The sequence below is a fragment of the Ectothiorhodospira magna genome (assembly GCF_900110965.1).
Lineage (GTDB): Bacteria > Pseudomonadota > Gammaproteobacteria > Ectothiorhodospirales > Ectothiorhodospiraceae > Ectothiorhodospira > Ectothiorhodospira magna.
The window spans coordinates 34,036-53,462 of sequence record NZ_FOFO01000023.1; the positions used below are offsets into that span (position 1 = coordinate 34,036).

Annotated in this window: 16 protein-coding genes and 1 tRNA gene; 7 read left to right on the forward strand and 10 right to left on the reverse strand. The window is 60.3% G+C overall.

Going from position 1 to position 19,427, the window contains the following annotated elements:
• Positions 1 to 45: 45 nt before the first annotated feature.
• The 8 genes from xth to dnaA all read right to left on the reverse strand — a co-directional run bounded on the left by xth (position 46) and on the right by dnaA (position 11,482).
• On the reverse strand, positions 46 to 813 hold the full coding sequence (gene xth / locus BMX62_RS10095; protein WP_090208261.1) for an exodeoxyribonuclease III: 768 nt from the start codon (positions 811 to 813) through the stop codon (positions 46 to 48).
• A complete protein-coding gene (prlC, locus tag BMX62_RS10100; RefSeq protein WP_090208267.1) occupies positions 810 to 2,858 on the reverse strand; it encodes an oligopeptidase A in 2,049 nt (682 codons plus the stop codon). The genes xth and prlC overlap by 4 nt, the downstream gene beginning before the upstream one ends.
• A 514-nt stretch (positions 2,859 to 3,372) precedes the next feature.
• The gene (locus BMX62_RS10110; protein WP_162273531.1) at positions 3,373 to 4,293 is read right to left on the reverse strand and encodes a GIDE domain-containing protein; all 921 of its coding nucleotides are present in this window, start codon (positions 4,291 to 4,293) and stop codon (positions 3,373 to 3,375) included.
• Positions 4,294 to 4,320: 27 nt separating this feature from the next.
• A complete protein-coding gene (locus BMX62_RS10115; protein ID WP_090208340.1) occupies positions 4,321 to 4,893 on the reverse strand; it encodes a LemA family protein in 573 nt (190 codons plus the stop codon).
• 82 nt (positions 4,894 to 4,975) lie between these two features.
• The gene (gene gyrB / locus BMX62_RS10120; RefSeq protein WP_090208277.1) at positions 4,976 to 7,399 is read right to left on the reverse strand and encodes a DNA topoisomerase (ATP-hydrolyzing) subunit B; all 2,424 of its coding nucleotides are present in this window, start codon (positions 7,397 to 7,399) and stop codon (positions 4,976 to 4,978) included.
• 182 nt (positions 7,400 to 7,581) lie between these two features.
• Positions 7,582 to 8,658: a DNA replication/repair protein RecF gene (recF, locus tag BMX62_RS10125; RefSeq protein ID WP_090208279.1), complete on the reverse strand. Its 1,077-nt coding sequence runs from the start codon at positions 8,656 to 8,658 to the stop codon at positions 7,582 to 7,584.
• A gap of 10 nt (positions 8,659 to 8,668) precedes the next feature.
• The gene (gene dnaN, locus BMX62_RS10130) at positions 8,669 to 9,769 is read right to left on the reverse strand and encodes a DNA polymerase III subunit beta (protein WP_090208282.1); all 1,101 of its coding nucleotides are present in this window, start codon (positions 9,767 to 9,769) and stop codon (positions 8,669 to 8,671) included.
• A gap of 315 nt (positions 9,770 to 10,084) precedes the next feature.
• Entirely contained in the window at positions 10,085 to 11,482 is a 1,398-nt protein-coding gene (dnaA, locus tag BMX62_RS10135; protein ID WP_090208286.1) for a chromosomal replication initiator protein DnaA, read from the reverse strand.
• Positions 11,483 to 11,683: 201 nt separating this feature from the next.
• Between dnaA and rpmH the strand changes: the two genes are divergently transcribed.
• The 6 genes from rpmH to bioD all read left to right on the forward strand — a co-directional run bounded on the left by rpmH (position 11,684) and on the right by bioD (position 16,412).
• Positions 11,684 to 11,818: a 50S ribosomal protein L34 gene (gene rpmH / locus BMX62_RS10140; RefSeq protein ID WP_090208289.1), complete on the forward strand. Its 135-nt coding sequence runs from the start codon at positions 11,684 to 11,686 to the stop codon at positions 11,816 to 11,818.
• A 73-nt stretch (positions 11,819 to 11,891) separates the two neighbouring features.
• A complete protein-coding gene (gene rnpA, locus BMX62_RS12905) occupies positions 11,892 to 12,200 on the forward strand; it encodes a ribonuclease P protein component (protein ID WP_238375952.1) in 309 nt (102 codons plus the stop codon).
• Positions 12,176 to 12,427, forward strand: a complete 252-nt coding sequence (yidD, locus tag BMX62_RS10145; RefSeq protein ID WP_238375951.1) for a membrane protein insertion efficiency factor YidD — start codon at positions 12,176 to 12,178, stop codon at positions 12,425 to 12,427. The genes rnpA and yidD overlap by 25 nt, the downstream gene beginning before the upstream one ends.
• Positions 12,420 to 14,102 carry a membrane protein insertase YidC gene (yidC, locus tag BMX62_RS10150; RefSeq protein ID WP_090208294.1) on the forward strand — a complete coding sequence of 561 codons (1,683 nt, stop codon included), beginning with the start codon at positions 12,420 to 12,422 and terminating at the stop codon, positions 14,100 to 14,102. The genes yidD and yidC overlap by 8 nt, the downstream gene beginning before the upstream one ends.
• A gap of 129 nt (positions 14,103 to 14,231) precedes the next feature.
• Positions 14,232 to 15,572: a tRNA uridine-5-carboxymethylaminomethyl(34) synthesis GTPase MnmE gene (mnmE, locus tag BMX62_RS10155; RefSeq protein WP_090208344.1), complete on the forward strand. Its 1,341-nt coding sequence runs from the start codon at positions 14,232 to 14,234 to the stop codon at positions 15,570 to 15,572.
• 141 nt (positions 15,573 to 15,713) lie between these two features.
• Positions 15,714 to 16,412 carry a dethiobiotin synthase gene (bioD, locus tag BMX62_RS10160; RefSeq protein ID WP_090208297.1) on the forward strand — a complete coding sequence of 233 codons (699 nt, stop codon included), beginning with the start codon at positions 15,714 to 15,716 and terminating at the stop codon, positions 16,410 to 16,412.
• 41 nt (positions 16,413 to 16,453) lie between these two features.
• Here bioD and BMX62_RS10165 read toward each other — a convergent pair.
• Positions 16,454 to 16,529: transfer RNA gene (locus BMX62_RS10165), tRNA-Thr, on the reverse strand.
• Positions 16,530 to 16,658: 129 nt separating this feature from the next.
• Here BMX62_RS10165 and BMX62_RS10170 point away from each other — a divergent pair.
• Entirely contained in the window at positions 16,659 to 17,423 is a 765-nt protein-coding gene (locus tag BMX62_RS10170; RefSeq protein WP_090208300.1) for an SDR family NAD(P)-dependent oxidoreductase, read from the forward strand.
• Between the two features lie 21 nt (positions 17,424 to 17,444).
• On the opposite strand, the gene speA is transcribed toward BMX62_RS10170, so the two are convergent.
• Positions 17,445 to 19,325 carry a biosynthetic arginine decarboxylase gene (speA, locus tag BMX62_RS10175; protein ID WP_090208303.1) on the reverse strand — a complete coding sequence of 627 codons (1,881 nt, stop codon included), beginning with the start codon at positions 19,323 to 19,325 and terminating at the stop codon, positions 17,445 to 17,447.
• Positions 19,326 to 19,427 lie beyond the last annotated feature (102 nt).

The window sequence follows — 19,427 nt, forward strand, 5'->3', positions numbered from 1 at the left end:
GGTTCACGGATGATGACGGCCGGACATCCGGGCTTGAACACAAATTCAAAGATCAAAACAGGCCAGCACCGGGGCATGATCCGACGGCCGCTCCCAGCCCCTGGGGCCGGGATCAATACGGGCGCCGGTACAGTGGGCGGCCAGCGCCGGATTGGCGAGGATCAGATCAATGCGCAGCCCCAGATTGCGCCGGAATGCCGCCGCCCGATAATGCCACCAGCTGAAGCTGGCGGGGGGCTGGTCAAACCGACGATACACGTCCTCAAGCCCTGCGGCCAGCAACCGGCGCAGGGCGGCCCGTTCCGGTTCGGAGCACAGGATGCGGTCCCGACAGGCCAGGGGATCGTGCACATCCCGATCATCGGGGGCAATGTTGAAATCCCCCAGTACCACCACCCGGTCATGACGGGCCAGTTCCGCCGTCACGAACGCCGTCACCCGGTCCAGCCAGTCCAGCTTGCGGGCATACTTGTCCGAACCCACTTCCGAGCCGTTCACCACGTACAGGTTGATCACCCGCACCCCGTTCACCGTCGCGGCCAGGATACGTCGCTCCGGATCATCGACACCCGGCGGATCGGTCACCGGATCCTCTGCTGGCACGCGGGTCAGCAGGGCGACGCCGTTGTAGGTCTTCTGCCCGGCATACCGGCAGTGATACCCCGCCGCCCGCAGCGACTCCAGGGGAAAGCCCTCGTCCACCGTCTTGGTTTCCTGCAACGCCAGCACATCCGGCTGTTCCGCGGCCAGCCAGTCCAGCACATGGGGCAGACGCACCCTCAGGGAGTTGACGTTCCAGGTGGCGATCTTCATGCCGCCGCGTCCACCAGTCCTGAATGGCGCAACAGGGCATCAATCCGAGGATCCCGGCCGCGGAAGGCCCGGAACAGCTCCAGGGCAGGGCGGGCGCCACCCTGTTCCAGGATGTCCCGCAAAAAGGCGGTACCCACCTCCGGATTGAACAGACCTTCCTCCTCGAAGCGGGCAAAAGCGTCGGCGGACAGGACCTCGGCCCATTTGTAGCTGTAATAACCGGCTGCATAGCCGCCGGCAAAGATGTGGGAAAAGCTGTGCTGAAAGCGGTTGAAGGCGGGGGGCATCAGTACCGCCACCTGACGGCGCACATCATCCAGAATGTCCTGAATACGCCCCCCCAGGGCGGGGTCATATTCCCCGTGCAGGCGCATGTCGAAGAGGGCGAATTCCAGCTGACGCACCATCTGCATGGCGGCCTGGAAATGCCGGGTGGCCTGCAGCTTGTCGAACAGGGTCCCGGGCAGCGGCTCGCCGGTTTCATGATGACCGGCGATGAGATCCAGGGCTTCCCGCTCCCAGCACCAGTTCTCCATGAACTGGCTGGGCAGTTCCACCGCATCCCATTCCACCCCGTTGATGCCCGCCACGTCCGGATAGTCCACCCGGGTGAGCATGTGATGCAGCCCGTGGCCGAACTCATGGAACAGGGTCAGCACCTCGTCATGGGTGAAGAGGGCGGGCTTGTCGCCCACCGGCGGGGTGGAATTGCAGGTCATGTAGGCCACCGGCAACTGCAGGCGCTCGCCGTCCCGCAGACGGTTCAGACATTCGTCCATCCAGGCACCGCCGCGCTTGCGGGCACGGGCATAGAGATCCAGATAGAACCGGGCCCGGGGCGTGCCGTCCGGGTCCTGAATCTCGTAAAAGCGGACATCAGGGTGCCAGACCGGAGCCTCCGTCACCTGCGTGATCCGCACCTGATACAGGCGCTCCACCAGCTGGAACAGCCCCTGCAACACCCGATCCACCGGGAAGTAGGGCTTGAGATCCTCCTGAGAGAGATCATAAGCATGCTGGCGCAGCTTTTCCGAGGCATAGGCTAGGTCCCACGCCTGCAGGTCTTCCAGCCCCAGGTGTTCAGCGGCGAAGGCGCGCAGGGCTTCCAATTCCTTGCGGGCGGCCGGACAGGCCCGCTGGGCCATTTCCGACAAAAATTCCACCACCTGTTCCGGGGATTCGGCCATTTTGGTGGCCAGGGACAGATGGGCATAGCTGGGATACCCCAGCAGCCGGGCCTGCTCATGGCGCAGGGCCAGGATCTGTTCCATCACCTGGGCGTTGTCGAAACGGGGGTCATGGGGGCCCTGGTCGGAGGCCCGGGTGACATAGGCCGTATAGACCTCGCGGCGCAGGTCACGATCATCGGCATAGGTCATGACAGCGTAGTAGGACGGGAATTCCAGGTTGATCAGATAACCGTCTTCCTTATGCTGGCGGGCATTCTGCAACAGCATCTCCAGGGCGGATTCAGGCAACCCCCTGAGATCTTTCCCATCGGCAACAATCCGTTTCCAGGCCTGGGTGACGTCCAGGACGTTTTCCTCGAACCGGGAAGTAAGCTGGGACAGTTCCTGGGCAATGGCCTTGTAGCGGGCCTTCCTGTCTTCGGGCAGATCGACGCCGGAGAGGTGAAAGTCTCGCAGGGCATTGTTGATCACCCGTTGCTGGGCTGGGGCCAGCTCGGCGAATCCGGGACCCTCGGCAATGCTGCGAAAGGCCTGGAACAAGGCCAGATTCTGCCCCATTTCCGTGGCATAGTCGGACAACTTGGGCAGGCAGGCATTGTAGGCCTGGCGCAGTTCATCGCTGTTGACCACGGAGTTCATGTGCCGCACCGGTGACCATATCCGGTTGAGGCGGTCTTCCAGCAGGGACAGGGGATGGACCAGGGTCTCCCAGGTGAAGGGACCGGGTTGGTGCAACAGGGCCTGGATGGCGGTCCGGTTGTCGGCCAGCACCTGATCCACGGCGGGTTCCACGTGTTCCGGACGAATCTCGGCAAAGGGGGGAAGGCCCTGCATGTTCAGTAGTGGATTACTCATAACCTCTCCGCAAGGAAACCCGCGATTTCAATCGCGGGAGGAATTGCCGCTGCGGGACCGCAGTCGCCGAAAAAGGGTGTGGGCCTTCCACCCACAGGGCCGTGAGGCTCTGCCCAGTAAAGGGCTGCCCCGTAAAGGGCACCAGTAACGCAGGGCTTTCGCCCCATCTCCCCTCGCCAATGTCTGCAACCGGCTCCCGCCTTGCGGCGGCGACTGGAACCTTCGGCGCTTTACCTTTCGCCAGCATGATCCCGGCCTTCCAGAGCGGCAGACTGAGGAAGCATCCGCCGGTGGGTCTTGACGACCTGTTGCAAACGTAGCCCCTTTCGAGCGTCCTGCTTAGGCGGGCTTAGGCTGGTCAACCCGGCTTGCTCTCACAAGCCCCCGACTTCAGTCGGGGGTAGTTGACCATTTTGCGCGAGTCACCCTGCTCACGTCCTCCTGTGCGAATTGAACATTTGACATTTTCCCGCTCTGGCTCCGAAGCAAGGGGATGGCTGCGGCAAGTCCCTCATCACCATGGCCCTGCAGCCCGCTGTAGCAGGAGCCAGGCCAAACCACCGGCTGCCCCCAAAAAACCCAGGGCACTGAACCGGGTCAGCCAGACATAGCGCCGGACCAGATCAGCCTCGGATATGGCCGAGAGGATATAGGGCCGGCGTCGCTCGGGACCACGGGCCATAATATGGACCGCAGGCCCATCGGCCCGTTCAGCCCGCCGCATCAACGCCTGCTGCAGGGCTGCCTGCCGGACACGCTCCCAAGCCGCCATGTCGATATGGCCCTGAAGGTCGATGTTGAAACGGGCCAGAATCGCTGGATCTTTTTTCCATTCCCTGAGAATTTCGGACACCTCTTCGTTCAGGGAACCGCCTTCTTCACCAGCTTGCCGGGTACGAAAATAACCAATGGCGTAAAGATCTTCGTCCAGATGCAAGCGCCGTTCCGTGTAACGATAACGACCCAATCCCGAAAACAATCCGCCAGTGCCTGCCCCCTGAACCGGACGTGGCCCGTGGCCGTGCCAGACATCCCGATGCACACAAACCACCTGGGCACCCTCCGGGTCAATCAAACATTCTCCGGTATCATCCTGCAGTAAAAACAGATCCTCACTGCGCCCCTGCTCGATTCTGGACCATCGCTGTTTGCGACCGGAACCATCCCGCCGCTCCACACGATAGTCATACCAGGCGCACGGGGTGCCCGTCAGGGGGGCTGTGATGCTGGGCCCTGGCAGTAACCGGGCCTGTCCAATCAGTTCCACATAGCCTTGGGCAGCGGAACGCACGCGAGAAGTGGGGGTGTCGGCAATCAGACGCTTGCGATAAGCCCCGCGCAGGAAGCCCCACAAAGCAGCCACCAGAATCAGCACCAAAACAGCCACCCAGAAAAAATACTCTCCGCTATCCATGCGCTGCACCGAAAGGGCCATGGTGTCCTGCATTGCGTGTCTGGCCCCCTAACCAAACAATGCGCGGATATTCACGTCCTGCAGTTCCTCTGCAGAAAACTCCAGCAGGTCAAAGGGACCAAAGCCAAACAGCCGGGCAATGATGACATCGGGGAATTGCTCAATACGCACATTGTTGCGATTGACGGATTCGTTGTAATACTCCCGGCGATCACTGATGGCGTTTTCCAGACCGGAAATCCGGGACTGCAGATGTGTGAATGTCTGATCTGCCTTGAGTTCCGGATAGGCTTCCGCCAAGGCAAAAAGATGACCCAGACCCAGCCGTAACACCCCCTCGGCCTGTCCCAGGGCCTGCATATCCTGATTCTGCTGGGCATTGGCCACCTGACTGCGGGCGCGCATTACTTTTTCCAGGGTATCCTGCTCGTAGGACATATACTGCCGGCAAACCTCCACCAGTTTGGGCAGTTCATCGAAACGCTGCTTGAGCAGGACATCAATGTTGGACCAGGCCTTGGACACGCCATGCTTGAGGCTGACCAGATTGTTGTAGATGATCACTGCGTACAGGAGGATCAGAAAGAAGATGCCAAGCACGATATAGACGCCAATGTCCATGGTCATCGCCTCGTGGTCTGAGTAAAGCTTGTATTCTGCCTGATTCAGGCCGGAGCGGGAAACGATGGGCACTCGGCGCGGTTCAGATGTCCAGATTGGATACCGTCAGGGCATTGGCTTCAATAAACTCCCGGCGCGGCTCGACCTGATCGCCCATCAGGGTGGTAAAGACTTCGTCAGCCCGCACCGCATCCTCCACCTGCACCTGCAACAAACGGCGGGTTTCGGCGTTCAGGGTGGTCTCCCAGAGCTGTTCTGGATTCATTTCTCCCAATCCCTTGTAACGCTGAATGCTCAGGCCCCGGCGGGCCTCTCCCATGAGCCAGCACATGGCCTCGCGGAAATTGCTCACAGGCTGTTGGCGCTCACCCCGCTGGATCCGGGCATCGGCGTCCAGCAGGCCATCCAACCGTTGGGCCAGTTCCCGCATGACACGAAATTCGGCGGACTCAAAAAAATCCGCTCCATAGGTGTCTTCCAGGCGCGCCCCGTGCATCATCCGGCCAATCCGGGCCTGATACCCCCCCCGCTCATCCGGCACAATGGTCATCTCGTAACGGGTGGCGCCGGCAGCATCGCTGTGCAATCCCTCCAGCAGACCGGCAAACCAGCTTTCCAGGCGCGCCTGATGGTTGCGGTCTTCGTCAGTCAAAGGTGCAGCGAAGATCATCCGCTCCAACAGCCGGGGGTCATGCCGGCGGCCCAGGCGCTCTACAGCCGCCATGACACCGTTATAGCGCCGGGCCAGCTCCTCCAATGCGGGACCACTGATGGGCGGCGCCTCGGAATTGACCACCAGACGGGCATCATCCAGTGCCAGGTTCAACAGCAGGTTGCTCATTTCCAGCTCGTCCTTGACGTAGCTCTCCTGTTTGCCTCGTTTGACTTTGTACAAAGGCGGCTGAGCGATGTAGATGTGGCCCCGTTCCACCAGTTCGGGCATCTGCCGATAAAAGAAGGTCAGCAACAGGGTACGAATGTGAGAACCGTCTACGTCCGCATCGGTCATGATGATGATGCGGTGATAGCGCAGCTTGTCCGGGTTGAACTCGTCCTTGCCAATGCCGCATCCCAGAGCCGTAATCAAGGTACCCACCTCGGCAGAGGAGAGCATCTTGTCAAACCGGGCCTTCTCTACATTCAGAATCTTGCCTTTAAGGGGGAGCACGGCCTGGGTGCGCCGGTCTCGTCCCTGCTTGGCAGAACCACCGGCTGAGTCCCCTTCCACGATGAACAGCTCTGACAGGGCCGGATCTTTTTCCTGGCAGTCGGCCAGTTTACCGGGTAGGCCAGCCACGTCCAGGGCGCCCTTACGGCGGGTCATTTCCCGCGCCCGTCGTGCCGCCTCACGGGCACGGGCAGCGTCAATGATCTTGCCGGTAATGGTTCTGGATTCGCCGGGGTTTTCCAGCAGGAAGGTCTGCAAGGTCTCGCCCATGACCGACTCCACCACCGGCTTGACCTCGGAGGACACCAGCTTGTCCTTGGTCTGGGAGGAGAACTTGGGATCAGGCACCTTGACCGACAGCACAGCGGTCAGTCCTTCCCTGGCATCGTCACCACTGGTATTGACTTTTTGCCGCTTGATGATCCCTTCGGTTTCCATGTACTGGTTCAGGGTGCGGGTCAGGGCAGAGCGAAACCCTGCCAGATGGGCACCACCGTCCCGCTGGGGAATATTGTTGGTGTAGCAGAAAATATTTTCCTGGTAGGAATCGTTCCACTGCAAGGCAATCTCTACCGCAATGCCATCCCGCTCGGCATTCAGGTAAATCACCGTGGGATGCAGGGGCGTTTTGTTGCGGTTGAGATGTTCCACAAACGCCCGAATACCGCCCTGGTACTCGAACACATCCTGCTTGCCATCGTCCCGCTCATCCTGCAGCTGAATACGGACACCAGAGTTGAGGAACGACAACTCCCGCAGGCGCCGGGAAAGGATGTCGTAGTGGTATTCGGTGTCGCTGAAGATTTCCGGGCTGGGTTTGAAATGGATGGTGGTTCCGGTGCGCTGAGTCTCGCTCACCGCCTTGAGGGGGGCATCAGGTACCCCAAGGTGGTAGGTTTGCCGATAGGTGCTGCCATCCCGGTAGATGGTCATCTCCAGCCATTCAGAAAGGGCGTTGACCACGGAAACACCAACCCCGTGCAATCCCCCGGATACCTTGTAGGAATTGTCGTCGAACTTTCCCCCGGCGTGAAGCACGGTCATGATGACCTCGGCGGCGGAGCGCCCCTCCTCCGGATGGATATCCACAGGAATACCACGACCATCATCGGTGACACTGACCGAACCATCGCTGTGAATGGTGACCGTGATTTCCGAGCAGTGCCCGGCCAGGGCTTCGTCGATGGCATTATCCACCACCTCGAAAACCATGTGATGCAACCCGGTGCCATCATCCGTATCGCCGATGTACATGCCCGGACGCTTGCGGACGGCATCCAGGCCTTTGAGCACCTTGATGTTGGATGAGTCGTAGGTGGTGGGCATTTGATCGGTCATCAATTTTGCGCGAACAATCCCGCCATTGAGGTCGGGGGGAAGCGCATCGTGCCTGGCACGATCACGCGGCCTGGATCGCAGTCTCCTGTCTCGGTGAGGAGGCCATTATACCCCATCTGGGTCCATGAGCGTAGCCATGGCCTGTGTGTTTTTAAACGGCCCGAATGTTCCACGTGGAACATTCAGACTACCGGATCAATTGTCCCTGGCCTCACCCGAAACAAGGTCCACTCCGACCAGTGGTGATCGGTGACCTGATGTGAATCGATGGCGGTGACAAACACCTGGCAGGCTAACCCCCTGAGCAGGTTCAGCACCCCCTGACGTCGAGAGTCATCCAGTTCTGAGGGCAGGTCATCCACCATCACCACCACTGTGCCCCCTGTGGCCTTCTGAAACGCAGCCACCTGGGCTAAGCGAAGCAACAGGACCGCAGATTTCTGTTGCCCCCTGGATGCCCCTTCTGCCAGTGGAACACCGTCCCGATGTAACAACAGATCAGCGCGATGAGGGCCGGACAGGGTGTACCCCATGATCCGCTCCCTGGGGCGGGCAGTTTGCAGCACCCCCCTCAGATCGACCCCCTCCCGCCAGCCCTGGCGATAAGTGAGGGTCATCCCTTCCTCAGCAAATCCCTCCCCTTCCAGGATGCGCAGTTCACAAATCAGCCCATCGAGGTAAGTGCGACGTGCCTGATCCATGGCTTCGCCGGATTGTGCCATGACCCCTTCCCAGATATCCAGATCCCGGTCACTCAATCCTGACCTGAGGGCCTGGTTACGTTGCATGAGTGCCCTTTGGTAATGCTGCCAGTGAACCATGGTAGCCGGAGAGTGATGAAAAATACCCCAATCGAGAAAACCCCGGCGCTGGGCAGGATGACCAGTCAGCAGTTCATGGCTGTCCGGGTGAATCACCTGTACAGGCAGTCCCCGGGCCAGCTCTGATTGATTACGAATCGTTCTTCCATTGATTCTCGCTGTGGTTTTTCCCATGCCTTTGCGAATGCCTAATGACATGGGCAGACCGTGACGCACCACCCGTCCGGTGACCATCAGATCCCGGGCACCCCGACGGATAACCGGTTCGATACGGGGTGTCCGAAAGGAACGGCCCGTGGCCAGAATGTGGATTGCTTCCAGCACAGTGGTTTTGCCGGAAGCGTTTTTACCCACAATCAGATTCAGGCCGGCACAGGGTTGAATCCGGGATTTCTCAAACACCCGGAGGTTGAAGATATCCAGCCGTGTCAAACCCATGCACAGCCGACTACAGACGCATGGGCATGATCACGTACAGGGCGTCTTCAAAGCCCATGTCCCGAATCAGCACAGAAGAACCAGCGTCCTTGAACGTGGCCTGCAGATGCTCTCCCTTCAGGTGAGTCACCACGTCCATCAGGTAGGTGACGTTGAAGCCAATCTCCAGTGGATGCCCCCTGTATTCCACTTCCATCTCCTCCTCTGCCTCTTCCTGGTCCGGGTTGTGGGACTGAAGTTTCATGTTGTCCGTGGACAGCTCGATACGCACACCCCGGTACTTCTCGTTGGACAGAATCGCTGTGCGCCCCAGTGCCTGACGTAGCAGTTCACGGTCCACCTGCAGAACCTGTTCACCCTCCCTGGGAATCACGCGCCTGTAGTCGGGAAAGCGTCCGTCGATCAGCTTGGTGGTGAAACACAGACCGGCTACTCGAACCCGAAGATGGTTGGCGGCAATCTGGATTCGAACCGGGTCATCCCGGTATTCCAGCAGCCGTGACAGTTCCAGCACGCCCTTTCTGGGGATGATCACCTGATGAACCTGTTCCGTGTCCAGAATGGATTCCAGGGCGCAGAGGGACAGACGATGACCATCGGTAGCCACCATGCGCACTGTGCCCTTCTCCATCTCCAGCATCAGACCGTTGAGGTAATAGCGGGCATCCTGGTTGGCCATGGCAAAGGCAGTGCGGTCGATCAGGGTCAAGAACTCTTTTTCCGTCAAGGAAAATTCGATCAACCCCTGAATTTCATCCAGGTTGGGGAAATCCCCTACCGGCAGGGTGGTGAGAATGAAACGGGAACGTCCCGATGAGATCACCGCCCGCTCGCCTGCCACCTGGATACGGATTTCCGCGCTTTCAGGCAAGGCGCGACAGATGTCCAGCAGCTTGCGGGCAGGCAGGGTGATGTCCCCCGCTTCCTCGGCAGTATGTTCGATCTCTGCCACCAATTCCACCTCCAGATCCGTTGCCGTCATTTTCAGGTGGGTGCCATCGCACCGCAACAGCACGTTACCCAGGATCTGCATGGTGTGGCGTTTTTCCACAGCACCGATGACCTGCTGGAGGGGCTTGAGCAGCACTTCTCGTTGGATATTCAGCTTCATTTTTGGGCATTTCCTCTGTCGACTATTATTAATTATTTCTTTTTTTTTAATTATAGTAATAGGGGGCGGCAAAATCTGTGGATAACTTCGGGAAAATCTTTATTTTTCAATAATTTAATACCTTTAAAACCTGTGGAAAAACTGTGCATAAGTGGCCAAAATCCTGTGGATAACATTGTGGATAAAATGTGGATAAGTCGGGGAAAAAAGTTGTCCACAGTTTATCCACAAGGTTTTCCACAGGGTTATCCACAGATTTTGGGCCACTTATCCACAGGCACTGTGGGCACTTTCACCCTGTGGATAACTTTATCCTCAGGTGGTGAGCGTGCGCAGCAGGGTGATGAAATCCTCGTTGACCTGGGCGTCGGATTCCCGTAGCTCTGCCACCTTCCGACAGGCATGGAGCACCGTGGTATGATCCCGCCCTCCAAATGCCTTGCCGATCTCCGGCAGACTGCAGGTGGTCAGTTCCTTGGTCAGTGCCATGGCCACCTGTCTGGGGCGGGCAATGATCCGGGTGCGCCGTGTGGACAACAGATCGGTCACCCGAATCTTGTAATACTCGGCCACCGTCTTTTGGATGTTGTCCACGGTGCACTGCTTGTCCTGCAGGGTGAGCAGGTCGTAGAGGGCTTCCTTGGCAAATTCCAGGGTGATGGGGCGGCCTGTGAAATGGGCATTGGCCACCACCCGGCGCAGCGCCCCCTCCAGCTCACGGATGTTGGAGCGGATGCGCTTGGCGATGAAAAAAGCCACCTCACTGGGTAATACCGTGCCGGCTTCCTCTGCCTTGCGCTGGAGAATGGCCACCCGGGTTTCCAGTTCCGCCAGTTCGATGGCCACGGTCAGACCCCAGCCGAACCGGGACTTGAGCCGATCCTCCAGGCCATCCACCTCCTTGGGGTAGCGATCGCAGGTTAGAATCACCTGCTGCTGGCTTTCCAGCAGGGCGTTGAAGGTGTGGAAAAACTCCTCCTGGGACCGCTCCTTGCCGGCGAAGAATTGAATGTCGTCGATCAGCAGGGTATCCACCGAGCGGTAATAGCGCTTGAACTCGTCGATGGAGTTGTGCTGCAGTGCCTTGATCATGTCCGCCACAAACCGTTCCGAGTGCAGGTACACCACTTTTGCATCAGGGTTATCCCGCAGGATGGCATTGCCAATGGCGTGCATCAGGTGAGTCTTGCCAAGACCGGTGCTGCCGTAAAGAAACAAGGGGTTATAGGCTTTGCCCACACTGGCGGCCACCTGCAGGCTGGCGGCCTTGGCCAACTGGTTCGATTTCCCCTCGACAAAGCTGTCGAAGGTGAAATTGGGGTTGAGATTGTGGGTGAACTGGGGCGAGCCAGGGGCCGGTATCGGCGCGGCAGGGACCGGTTTGCCGGACCTGTGGATATCCGCAGGTGCTGCCCGCCGACTGGCCAGGGCCTGGGGTGAGGCAGGGTGGGCCACTGTTGGACGCCGGTTGCTGCCCACCTCCAGCAGAACGCGCATGGCGTCATTGCCCTGGAGTTCGTTGACGATGCAGACCATGCGCTGGAAAAAATGGTCCTTGACCCAGTCCAGCACAAATCGATTGGGGGCAAGCAGCCGTAATATGCCTGGCTCTTCCACCACCTGCAGTGGACGAATCCAGGTGTTGAGTTGCTGTTCGGAGAGTTCGCTCTCCAGACGCGATACGCACTGCTGCCACAAGGAGTTGCCAACCAAGGGTATCTCCAGTGGTGGGGAATTGGGGGGTGGGTAAGTCTAACCGTTGAGATTCCGGGTTATCCACACCTTTTCCCGACCTGTTTCCACAGGTTAACGACGGGGCTGATTGACACCCATGTCAATCACGGGTACTTTTACGCGCCTTAGATTGGGCGCTTTTTATCGCCCGTAAATAGAACCTAGCCACGGTCCGCCACCATGAAAAGAACATTCCAACCCAGTAATCTGCACCGCAAGCGTACCCACGGTTTCCGCGCCCGCATGGCCACCCGTGCTGGCCGCAAGGTGCTGGCGGCCCGTCGTGCCCGGGGTCGTGCCCGTCTTTGCCCCTGATTGCCAGTTTGGGCCGAAGGGACAGGGATTCCCTCGTCAGGTCCGGCTGGTTCGGGCCGATGACTACCGGCAGGTGTTCAGGGATGCCCGGCGGATATCCCAGCCGCCCTTCACCGGATTGTGGATACATGCGCCGATGACGGGACCACGTCTGGGGTTGGCGGTTGCCAAAAAAAGCGTCCGCCAGGCCACCCAGCGTAATCGGATCAAACGCTTGATCCGGGAATCCTTTCGCCGACATCGTGCTGTCATGGCCCCCATGGACATGGTGATCCTGTGCAAGCCGGGTGCCCAGCACTTCAACAATGCCGATCTGCAACAGGCCCTGGAACGACTCTGGAGACGGATGAGCAGCCAATGCGAAAAATCCTTATCTTCCTGATCCAGGTCTATCGCTATACGCTAAGTCCTTTTATCGGGCAGCATTGCCGGTTTACCCCCTCCTGTTCCTGTTACGGTATGGAGGCTATCGAGAAACACGGCGCCCTGCGGGGTCTTTGGCTCACCATCCGCCGACTGGCCCGTTGCCATCCTTTCTGCGAAGGCGGGTACGATCCCGTACCGGAACCCGTCCCAGGTCATCACAAACAGCCGCGAAATCATGGATAATCTTCGACCGATCCTGTACCTGTCACTGGTTTTCCTGCTGTTTTTGATCTGGCAGGCCTGGCGCGTGGACTATGGTCCCCAGCCCCAATTTGATCCCCAGCGGGCTGAAGCCACCCTCAATGGCGAGACGTTCCGTGACGATGTTCCCGATGCCCCGGCTTCTGAGGCCATGGATGCACCGGTGGGCATGGACCCGGTACTGTCTCTTGACCGGCAGCGTATCCGCGTCGTGACCGATACCCTGGATGTGCTCATCGATACCCGTGGCGGTGATCTGGTGCGTGCTGATCTGCCCACCTATCCGGTGAGTCTCAAGCAGCCGGACAATCCGGTGCGGATTCTCGATGAGCGGTTGCGGGATTATGTGGCCCAGTCCGGCCTGATCCATGACCGTGTGCCCGGTATCGAGCATGCCGACCGTGCTCCATCCCACCATGCCATATTCCAGGCCGAGCGCAGCGAATACCGGATGGAAGACTGGCAGGATGAACTCGTGGTCCCCCTGACCTGGGAGAGCGAGGACGGCATTCGTGTCACCAAAACCTACACCTTCCGTCGCGGCGATTTCCTGGTGGATGTGGATCATCGGGTGGAAAACCACAGTGACACCACCTGGACCGGTCGTCAGTACCGTCAACTGCGCCACGGCCCTACGCCGCCCAGGGACTCCTGGTTCCTGTACACCTTCACGGGGGCCGCGCTCTATGATGGCAAGTACATCAAGGAATCCCTCGAAGACCTGGGTCCGGGGGTGCAGGATCGCAATATTTCCGCCGGCTGGATTTCCATTATTCAGCATTACTTCCTGACGGCCTGGGTGCCTTTTGCCGATGAGGTGAACCTGCTCTACAGCCGCGCCGTCGGTACCCCCGAGCGGCCTCAGTACATCATCGGCCTGCGCTCCGAGCCGGTGAGTATTGCCCCTGGTGCCTATGACGTCCTGAAATCCCGCATCTGGATCGGCCCCAAGGAACAGCAACCCCTGTCCAAGATTGCCGACGGCCTGGAACTGACTGTGGACTACGGCATCTTCACGGTGCTGGCCAAGCCCCTGTTCTGGCTGCTGCGGGTGATCTACGACTTTGTGGGTAACTGGGGTTGGGCCATCATCATCCTGACCCTGATGATCAAGCTGGTGTTCTACAAGCTGTCGGAGGCCAGCTATCGTTCCATGGCCAAGATGCGTGCCGTGCAACCGAAAATGATGGCACTCAAGGAACGCTTTGGTGACGACAAGCAGCGCATGAACCAGGCGCTGATGGAGCTGTACAAAAAGGAGAAGATCAATCCCCTGGGCGGCTGTTTGCCCATCCTGATCCAGATTCCCGTGTTCATTGCTCTGTACTGGGTGCTGCTGGAGAGTGTGGAGCTGCGTCAGGCGCCGTGGATTTTCTGGATTCAGGACTTGTCCATCCGTGATCCCTTCTTCGTGTTGCCCCTGCTCATGGGTGCCAGCATGATTGCCCAGTACAAGCTCAACCCGGCCCCCATGGACCCGGTACAGCAGAAGATCATGATGGCCCTGCCCATTGTCTTCACCGTGTTCTTTGCCTTCTTCCCGGCGGGGCTGGTGCTGTACTGGCTGGTCAATAACCTGTTGTCCATTGCCCAGCAGTACTACATCACGCGCCAGATTGAAAAAACAGCCAACATCAAGGGCGGCAGCAAGAAATAACCCCACGCCCTGCTGGCTCCTCGGTGGCCCGTCTGAAGCGGGCCGGCGATCTTCGAAAAAATCACCACCGTCGTGATTCGAAGACTGCCGGTGTGCTCCAGCCGGGCCATTGTTATGGAATACACCGCCATGCACCGCAACCTCGATACCATTGCCGCCATAGCCACCGCGCCAGGACGGGGCGGTGTGGGGATCGTGCGGGTTTCCGGTCCCCATGCCGCCGAGGTGGCCCGGTGTTGTCTGGGCAGGTTGCCCAGCCCTAGACAGGCGCTCTACGGCCCTTTCATGGACGCCCAGGGAGAGGTGATCGACGACGGCATTGCCCTGTATTTTCCCGGCCCCCATTCCTATACCGGCGAGGATGTTCTGGAACTGCAGGGTCATGGCGGCCCGGTGGTCATGGATCTGTTACTGGGCGCTTGTCTGGCCATGGGCTGTCGCATGGCCCGGGCCGGGGAATTCACCGAACGGGCCTTTTTAAACGACCGGATGGACCTGACCCAGGCGGAGGCGGTGGCCGATCTCATTGACGCCGGTTCTGCCGCTGCGGTGCGCAGTGCCCGGCGCTCACTGGATGGGGGATTTTCCCGTCAGGTCAATTTGATCCTGTCGGCCCTGACCGAACTGCGGGTGTTTGTGGAAGCGGATCTGGATTTCTCTGAAGAGGAACTGGATCTGCTGGCAGAAGGGGATATCCAGTACCGGATCGAGTCTTTGCTGGATCAACTGGCCACCCTGACCGAACAGGCCCGACAAGGCAATTTACTGCGGGAAGGCGCCCATCTGGTGATCGCCGGGCGTCCCAATGCGGGCAAGTCCAGCCTGCTCAACCGCCTGGTGGACCGGGAAGCGGCCATTGTCACTGCCGTTCCTGGTACCACCCGGGACGTGCTGCGGGAACATCTGAGCCTGGATGGCCTCCCCCTGCATCTGGTGGATACCGCCGGCCTGCGGCAATCGGATGACCCGGTGGAACAAGAAGGCATCCGCCGGGCCTGGGCTGAGATCGAGCGGGCTGACCTGGTGCTGCTGGTGGTGGATGCGACCCAGGGAGAGGGGGAGGAGGAAAAAGAGATCCGTCGTCGCTTGCCCCCCCGATTGCCGGTCATCACTGTCTATAACAAGCTGGACCAGCTCACCCAGCTGCCGGCGGATGCCAGTGACGTGCTGTTCATTTCGGCCCGTACCGGCGAGGGTATCAGCACCCTGCGTGAGGCTCTCAAGGCCCAGCTTCACTACAATGGTCACCCGGAAGGCCTGTTCACCGCCCGTCGTCGCCACCTGGATGCCCTGGCGCGTACCCGTGACCATGTTCAGGCCGCCAATGATCAGTTGATCATCACCCGTGCCACGGAACTGATAGCCGAAGAATTGCGTCTGGCCCAGGAGACTTTGGGAGAAATCACTGGCCGGGTCAGTGCTGATGATCTGCTGGGAGAGATTTTTTCTGCCTTTTGTATCGGAAAGTGAGACGCTGTATCGGATGTCAGGCGTCCCCAGGTTGTTAGGCTTGGTCCTTTTTAACCATTGTCGAGACAGACAGGTGCCCCACAGACCCATTGATGGCTCCGGCAATCATGCCGGGGCATTTGACACGGCGGAGATGATGTAATGACTGTCGGCGTGTTTGTTACAGGCACCGACACCGGAGTAGGCAAGACCGTGGTGGGTTGCGCTCTGGTCCGGGCCTTGATACGTCAGGGACAGCGAATGACGGTGCGCAAGCCGGCTGAATCGGGTTGCGAGGAGAGAAATGGAAGGCTTTGGCCTGCAGACGGCGCCGCTTTAATGGCCGCTGCAGGCGGCGATCTGGAACAGATTACCCCCTACCGCTACCGTGACGCCCTGGCTCCAGACCGGGCGGCCCGACTCACCGGGCAACCCCTTTATCTGGCGGACCTGATTCAGGTCTGCGTCAGTGCTGTCCCCCCGACTGATCTGCTTTGGGTAGAGGGCGCCGGTGGTTTTTATTCCCCCCTGACCGAGGACGGCCTCAATGCGGATCTGGCCCAGTCCCTGGGACTGCCTGTATTGCTGGTGGCCCCGGATCGCCTGGGGGTCATTAATCATGTTCTGCTGACTGCAGAAGCGATTCAGCGTCGCCGATTGACCCTGGCCCTGGTGGTGCTCAATCACTGCGTCGATCCTGCTCCCATCGGGATGGACAATGCCGCTGATATTGCCAGACGGTTATCCGTTCCGGTGATGGGTTTTCCGGCTATCCAAGACGGGACAGCGGATGACCGGGCTGATCAGATTGCCACAATGCTATCCACCGTTCTCGGGCGGGGTGGCAGGATGGTGGGATGAGGGCAAAAAAAAGCAGCCTGCTCAGGCTGCTTTTTAAAAAGTGGTGCCGGCAATAGGAGTCGAACCTACGACCTTCGCATTACGAATGCGCTGCTCTACCAACTGAGCTATGCCGGCGGATATCGCAAAAGCATTTCCCCGAAATCCTGCCGGGCGAAGCTCGCGGCAGACTGGCGGAAAGGCTGCTAAGTTTAGTGCATGAGGCGTCAGGACTCAACACAACCGTTCAACGGAGGAGGCATCACCATGAGCCAGTTCAACGACAAGGTTATTGTCATCACCGGCGCGGCGGGGGGCATCGGCGAGGCCACCGCCCGTCTGCTGTACGCCCAGGGGGCCAGGCTGCTACTGACGGACCGGGAGGCGGATGGGGTGGAGGCGCTGGCCGCGGCGCTGGGGGAGCGGGCGGCGGGGATGGCCGTGGATGTCAGTCGACGGGAGGAGAACCAGGCCATGATCCAGGCGGCGGAACAGCGTTTCGGGGCGGTGCACGGCGTATTCCTCAATGCCGGCATCGAGGGCCGTGTGGGGCCGTTGGCATCCACCACCGATGAGGATTGGGAGCGGGTCTTCGCGGTCAATCTGCACGGGGTGCGTCATGGCCTGCAGGCGGCGGTACCGGCGCTGCGTCGGGCCGGAGGAGGCGCCATCCTGATCACCGCCAGCGTGGCCGGCGTCCGGGGCGCGGCGGGGCTGAGCCCCTATGTCAGCAGCAAGCATGCGGTGATGGGGATGATGCGCTGCGCCGCCGTGGAACTGGGGCCGGAGGGCATCCGGGTGAACACGGTCAACCCCGGTCCGGTGGACAACCGGATGATGCGCTCCATCGAGGAGCAGGCAAACCCGGGACACGGCGACGAGGTCAAGCACGACTTCGTCACCCGCATCCCCCTGGGGCGCTATTCCACCAACGAGGAGATCGCCGCCGTGGCCGCGCTGCTGCTGTCCGACGCCGGCAGTGGCATCACCGGCGCCCATTATCTGGTGGACGGGGGCATGACCGCCCACTGACGGGGGGTGTCCCGCGACGGATCAGTCTTCCAGGTAGGTGTAGCCAGACAGGCCGTTGTCCAGTTCCTGGAGGATCTGCCGCTGCATGGCCTCGTCCAGGCCCGCGGCCGCCACCTTGGTGCGATAGGCGCCTGCCAGCAGCTCGGTGTCGAAGTGCACGTAGCGCAGCAGCTCCTCCACCGTGTCCCCCTGTTCCGGTTCCACCACTTCGTAGCCACCGTCCCGGGTCAGCACCACGTTGATGGCGTCGGTGTCGCCGAACAGGTTGTGCAGATCCCCCAGGATCTCCTGGTAGGCCCCGACCATGAAGATCCCCAGCAGATATTGTTCCCCGGGGCGGAATTCGTGCAGGGGCAGACTGGGGACGATGGTCTCGCCGTCCACGTAGCGGTCCACGTGGCCGTCGGAGTCGCAGGTGAGATCCTGCAGTACCCCAAGCCGGGTGGGGCGCTCGTTGAGCCGGTGCAGGGGCATGATGGGGAAGATCTGGTCAATGGCCCAGACGTCCGGGATGGACTGAAACACGGAGAAGTTGCAGAAATACTTGTCCGAGAGCTTTTCCGTGAGTTCGTCGGCGATATCCCGGGGCAGGCGCTGGGCATGACCGGTCAGCAGGCGTCGGCAGGTGGCGAAATAGATCTGCTCCGCCAGGGCCCGGTGCTCCAGGTCCAGCAGGCCGTGGGTGAACATGGATTGGACTTCCCGCAGCCAGTCCACCATGGTGTGGAAGACTTCGGTGGGGGCACTCTCGGCAGTGCGTTCGAACAGGCTCCACATGTCCAGCAGTACCGCCGGGGCCTCCTCGTCGGGGGGCTGGATGTCGGCGGCCACCGGCGCACGCTCGGTGTCGATCACATTGGTGATCAGCACCGCGTGATGGGCGGTCATGGCACGACCGGACTCGGTGAAGATCTCCGGTGGCGGCAGGTCGTATTCCCGGCAGGTGTTGGCCAGGATGCGCACCAGGCTGTCGGCATAGTCCTGCAGGCTGTAATTGATGGAGCACAGGTTGCGGGAGCGGGTGCCCTCGTAGTCCACCCCCAGGCCGCCGCCGGCGTCCACCACCTGGATGGGGGCGCCCAGGCGATGCAGTTCGGCAAAGAAGCGGGAGGCTTCGTACATGCCTGACTGGATGTCGCGGATGTTGGCGATCTGGGAACCCATGTGGAAATGCAGCAGCTGCATGCAGTCCAGCATGTCGTGGTCCCGCAGCTGGTCCAGCAGCTTCAGGGCCTGGGCGGCGGAGAGGCCGAACTTGGCCTTTTCGCCGCCGGTGTTCTGCCACTTGCCCTTGCCCATGGAGGCCAGCCGCACCCGCATGCCCAGGGAGGGGCGGACCCCCAGGTCGCGGGCGGCCTTGATGACACCGTTCAGCTCCGAGGGTTTTTCGATGACGATGTAGACCCGGTGTCCCAGCAGCTGGCCGATCATGGCCAGACGCAGGTATTCCCGGTCCTTGTAGCCGTTGCAGACGATGACCCCGCCGGGGCGGGCCAGGGCCAGCACCGCCATCAGTTCCGGTTTGCTGCCTGCCTCCAGGCCCACCCGCTCGCCGCCACAAGTGAGGATGCGCTCCACCACGCTGCGTTGCTGATTCACCTTGATGGGATAGACGGCGGTGTAGCGGCCGGGGAACTCGTTGTCCTCGATGGCCTGATCGAAGGCCTCGGTGAGTCGCTTCACGCGGTCGCAGAGGATGTCCGGAAAGCGCACCAGCACCGGCACGTCGATGTTCAGGCCGGATACATGGTTCACCAGTTCGAACAGGTCCACGCCCGGATGCCGGGCATGGGCGGGCGGCCGGACGATCACGCGGCCCTGCTCATTGATGTGAAAGTAATCGCCGTTCCAGTGGGGGATGTTGTAGGTCTGGCGGGCGTTATCCGTCGTCCAATCTGTCATGATGGGCCTTGTCGATCAGCGCGAATGGAGGGGCGGTGTCATTGGGACCGCCGCCCCGGTAAAGCGGGCGTATGATACTCCCTATGCCGTGCCGCCGGGGAG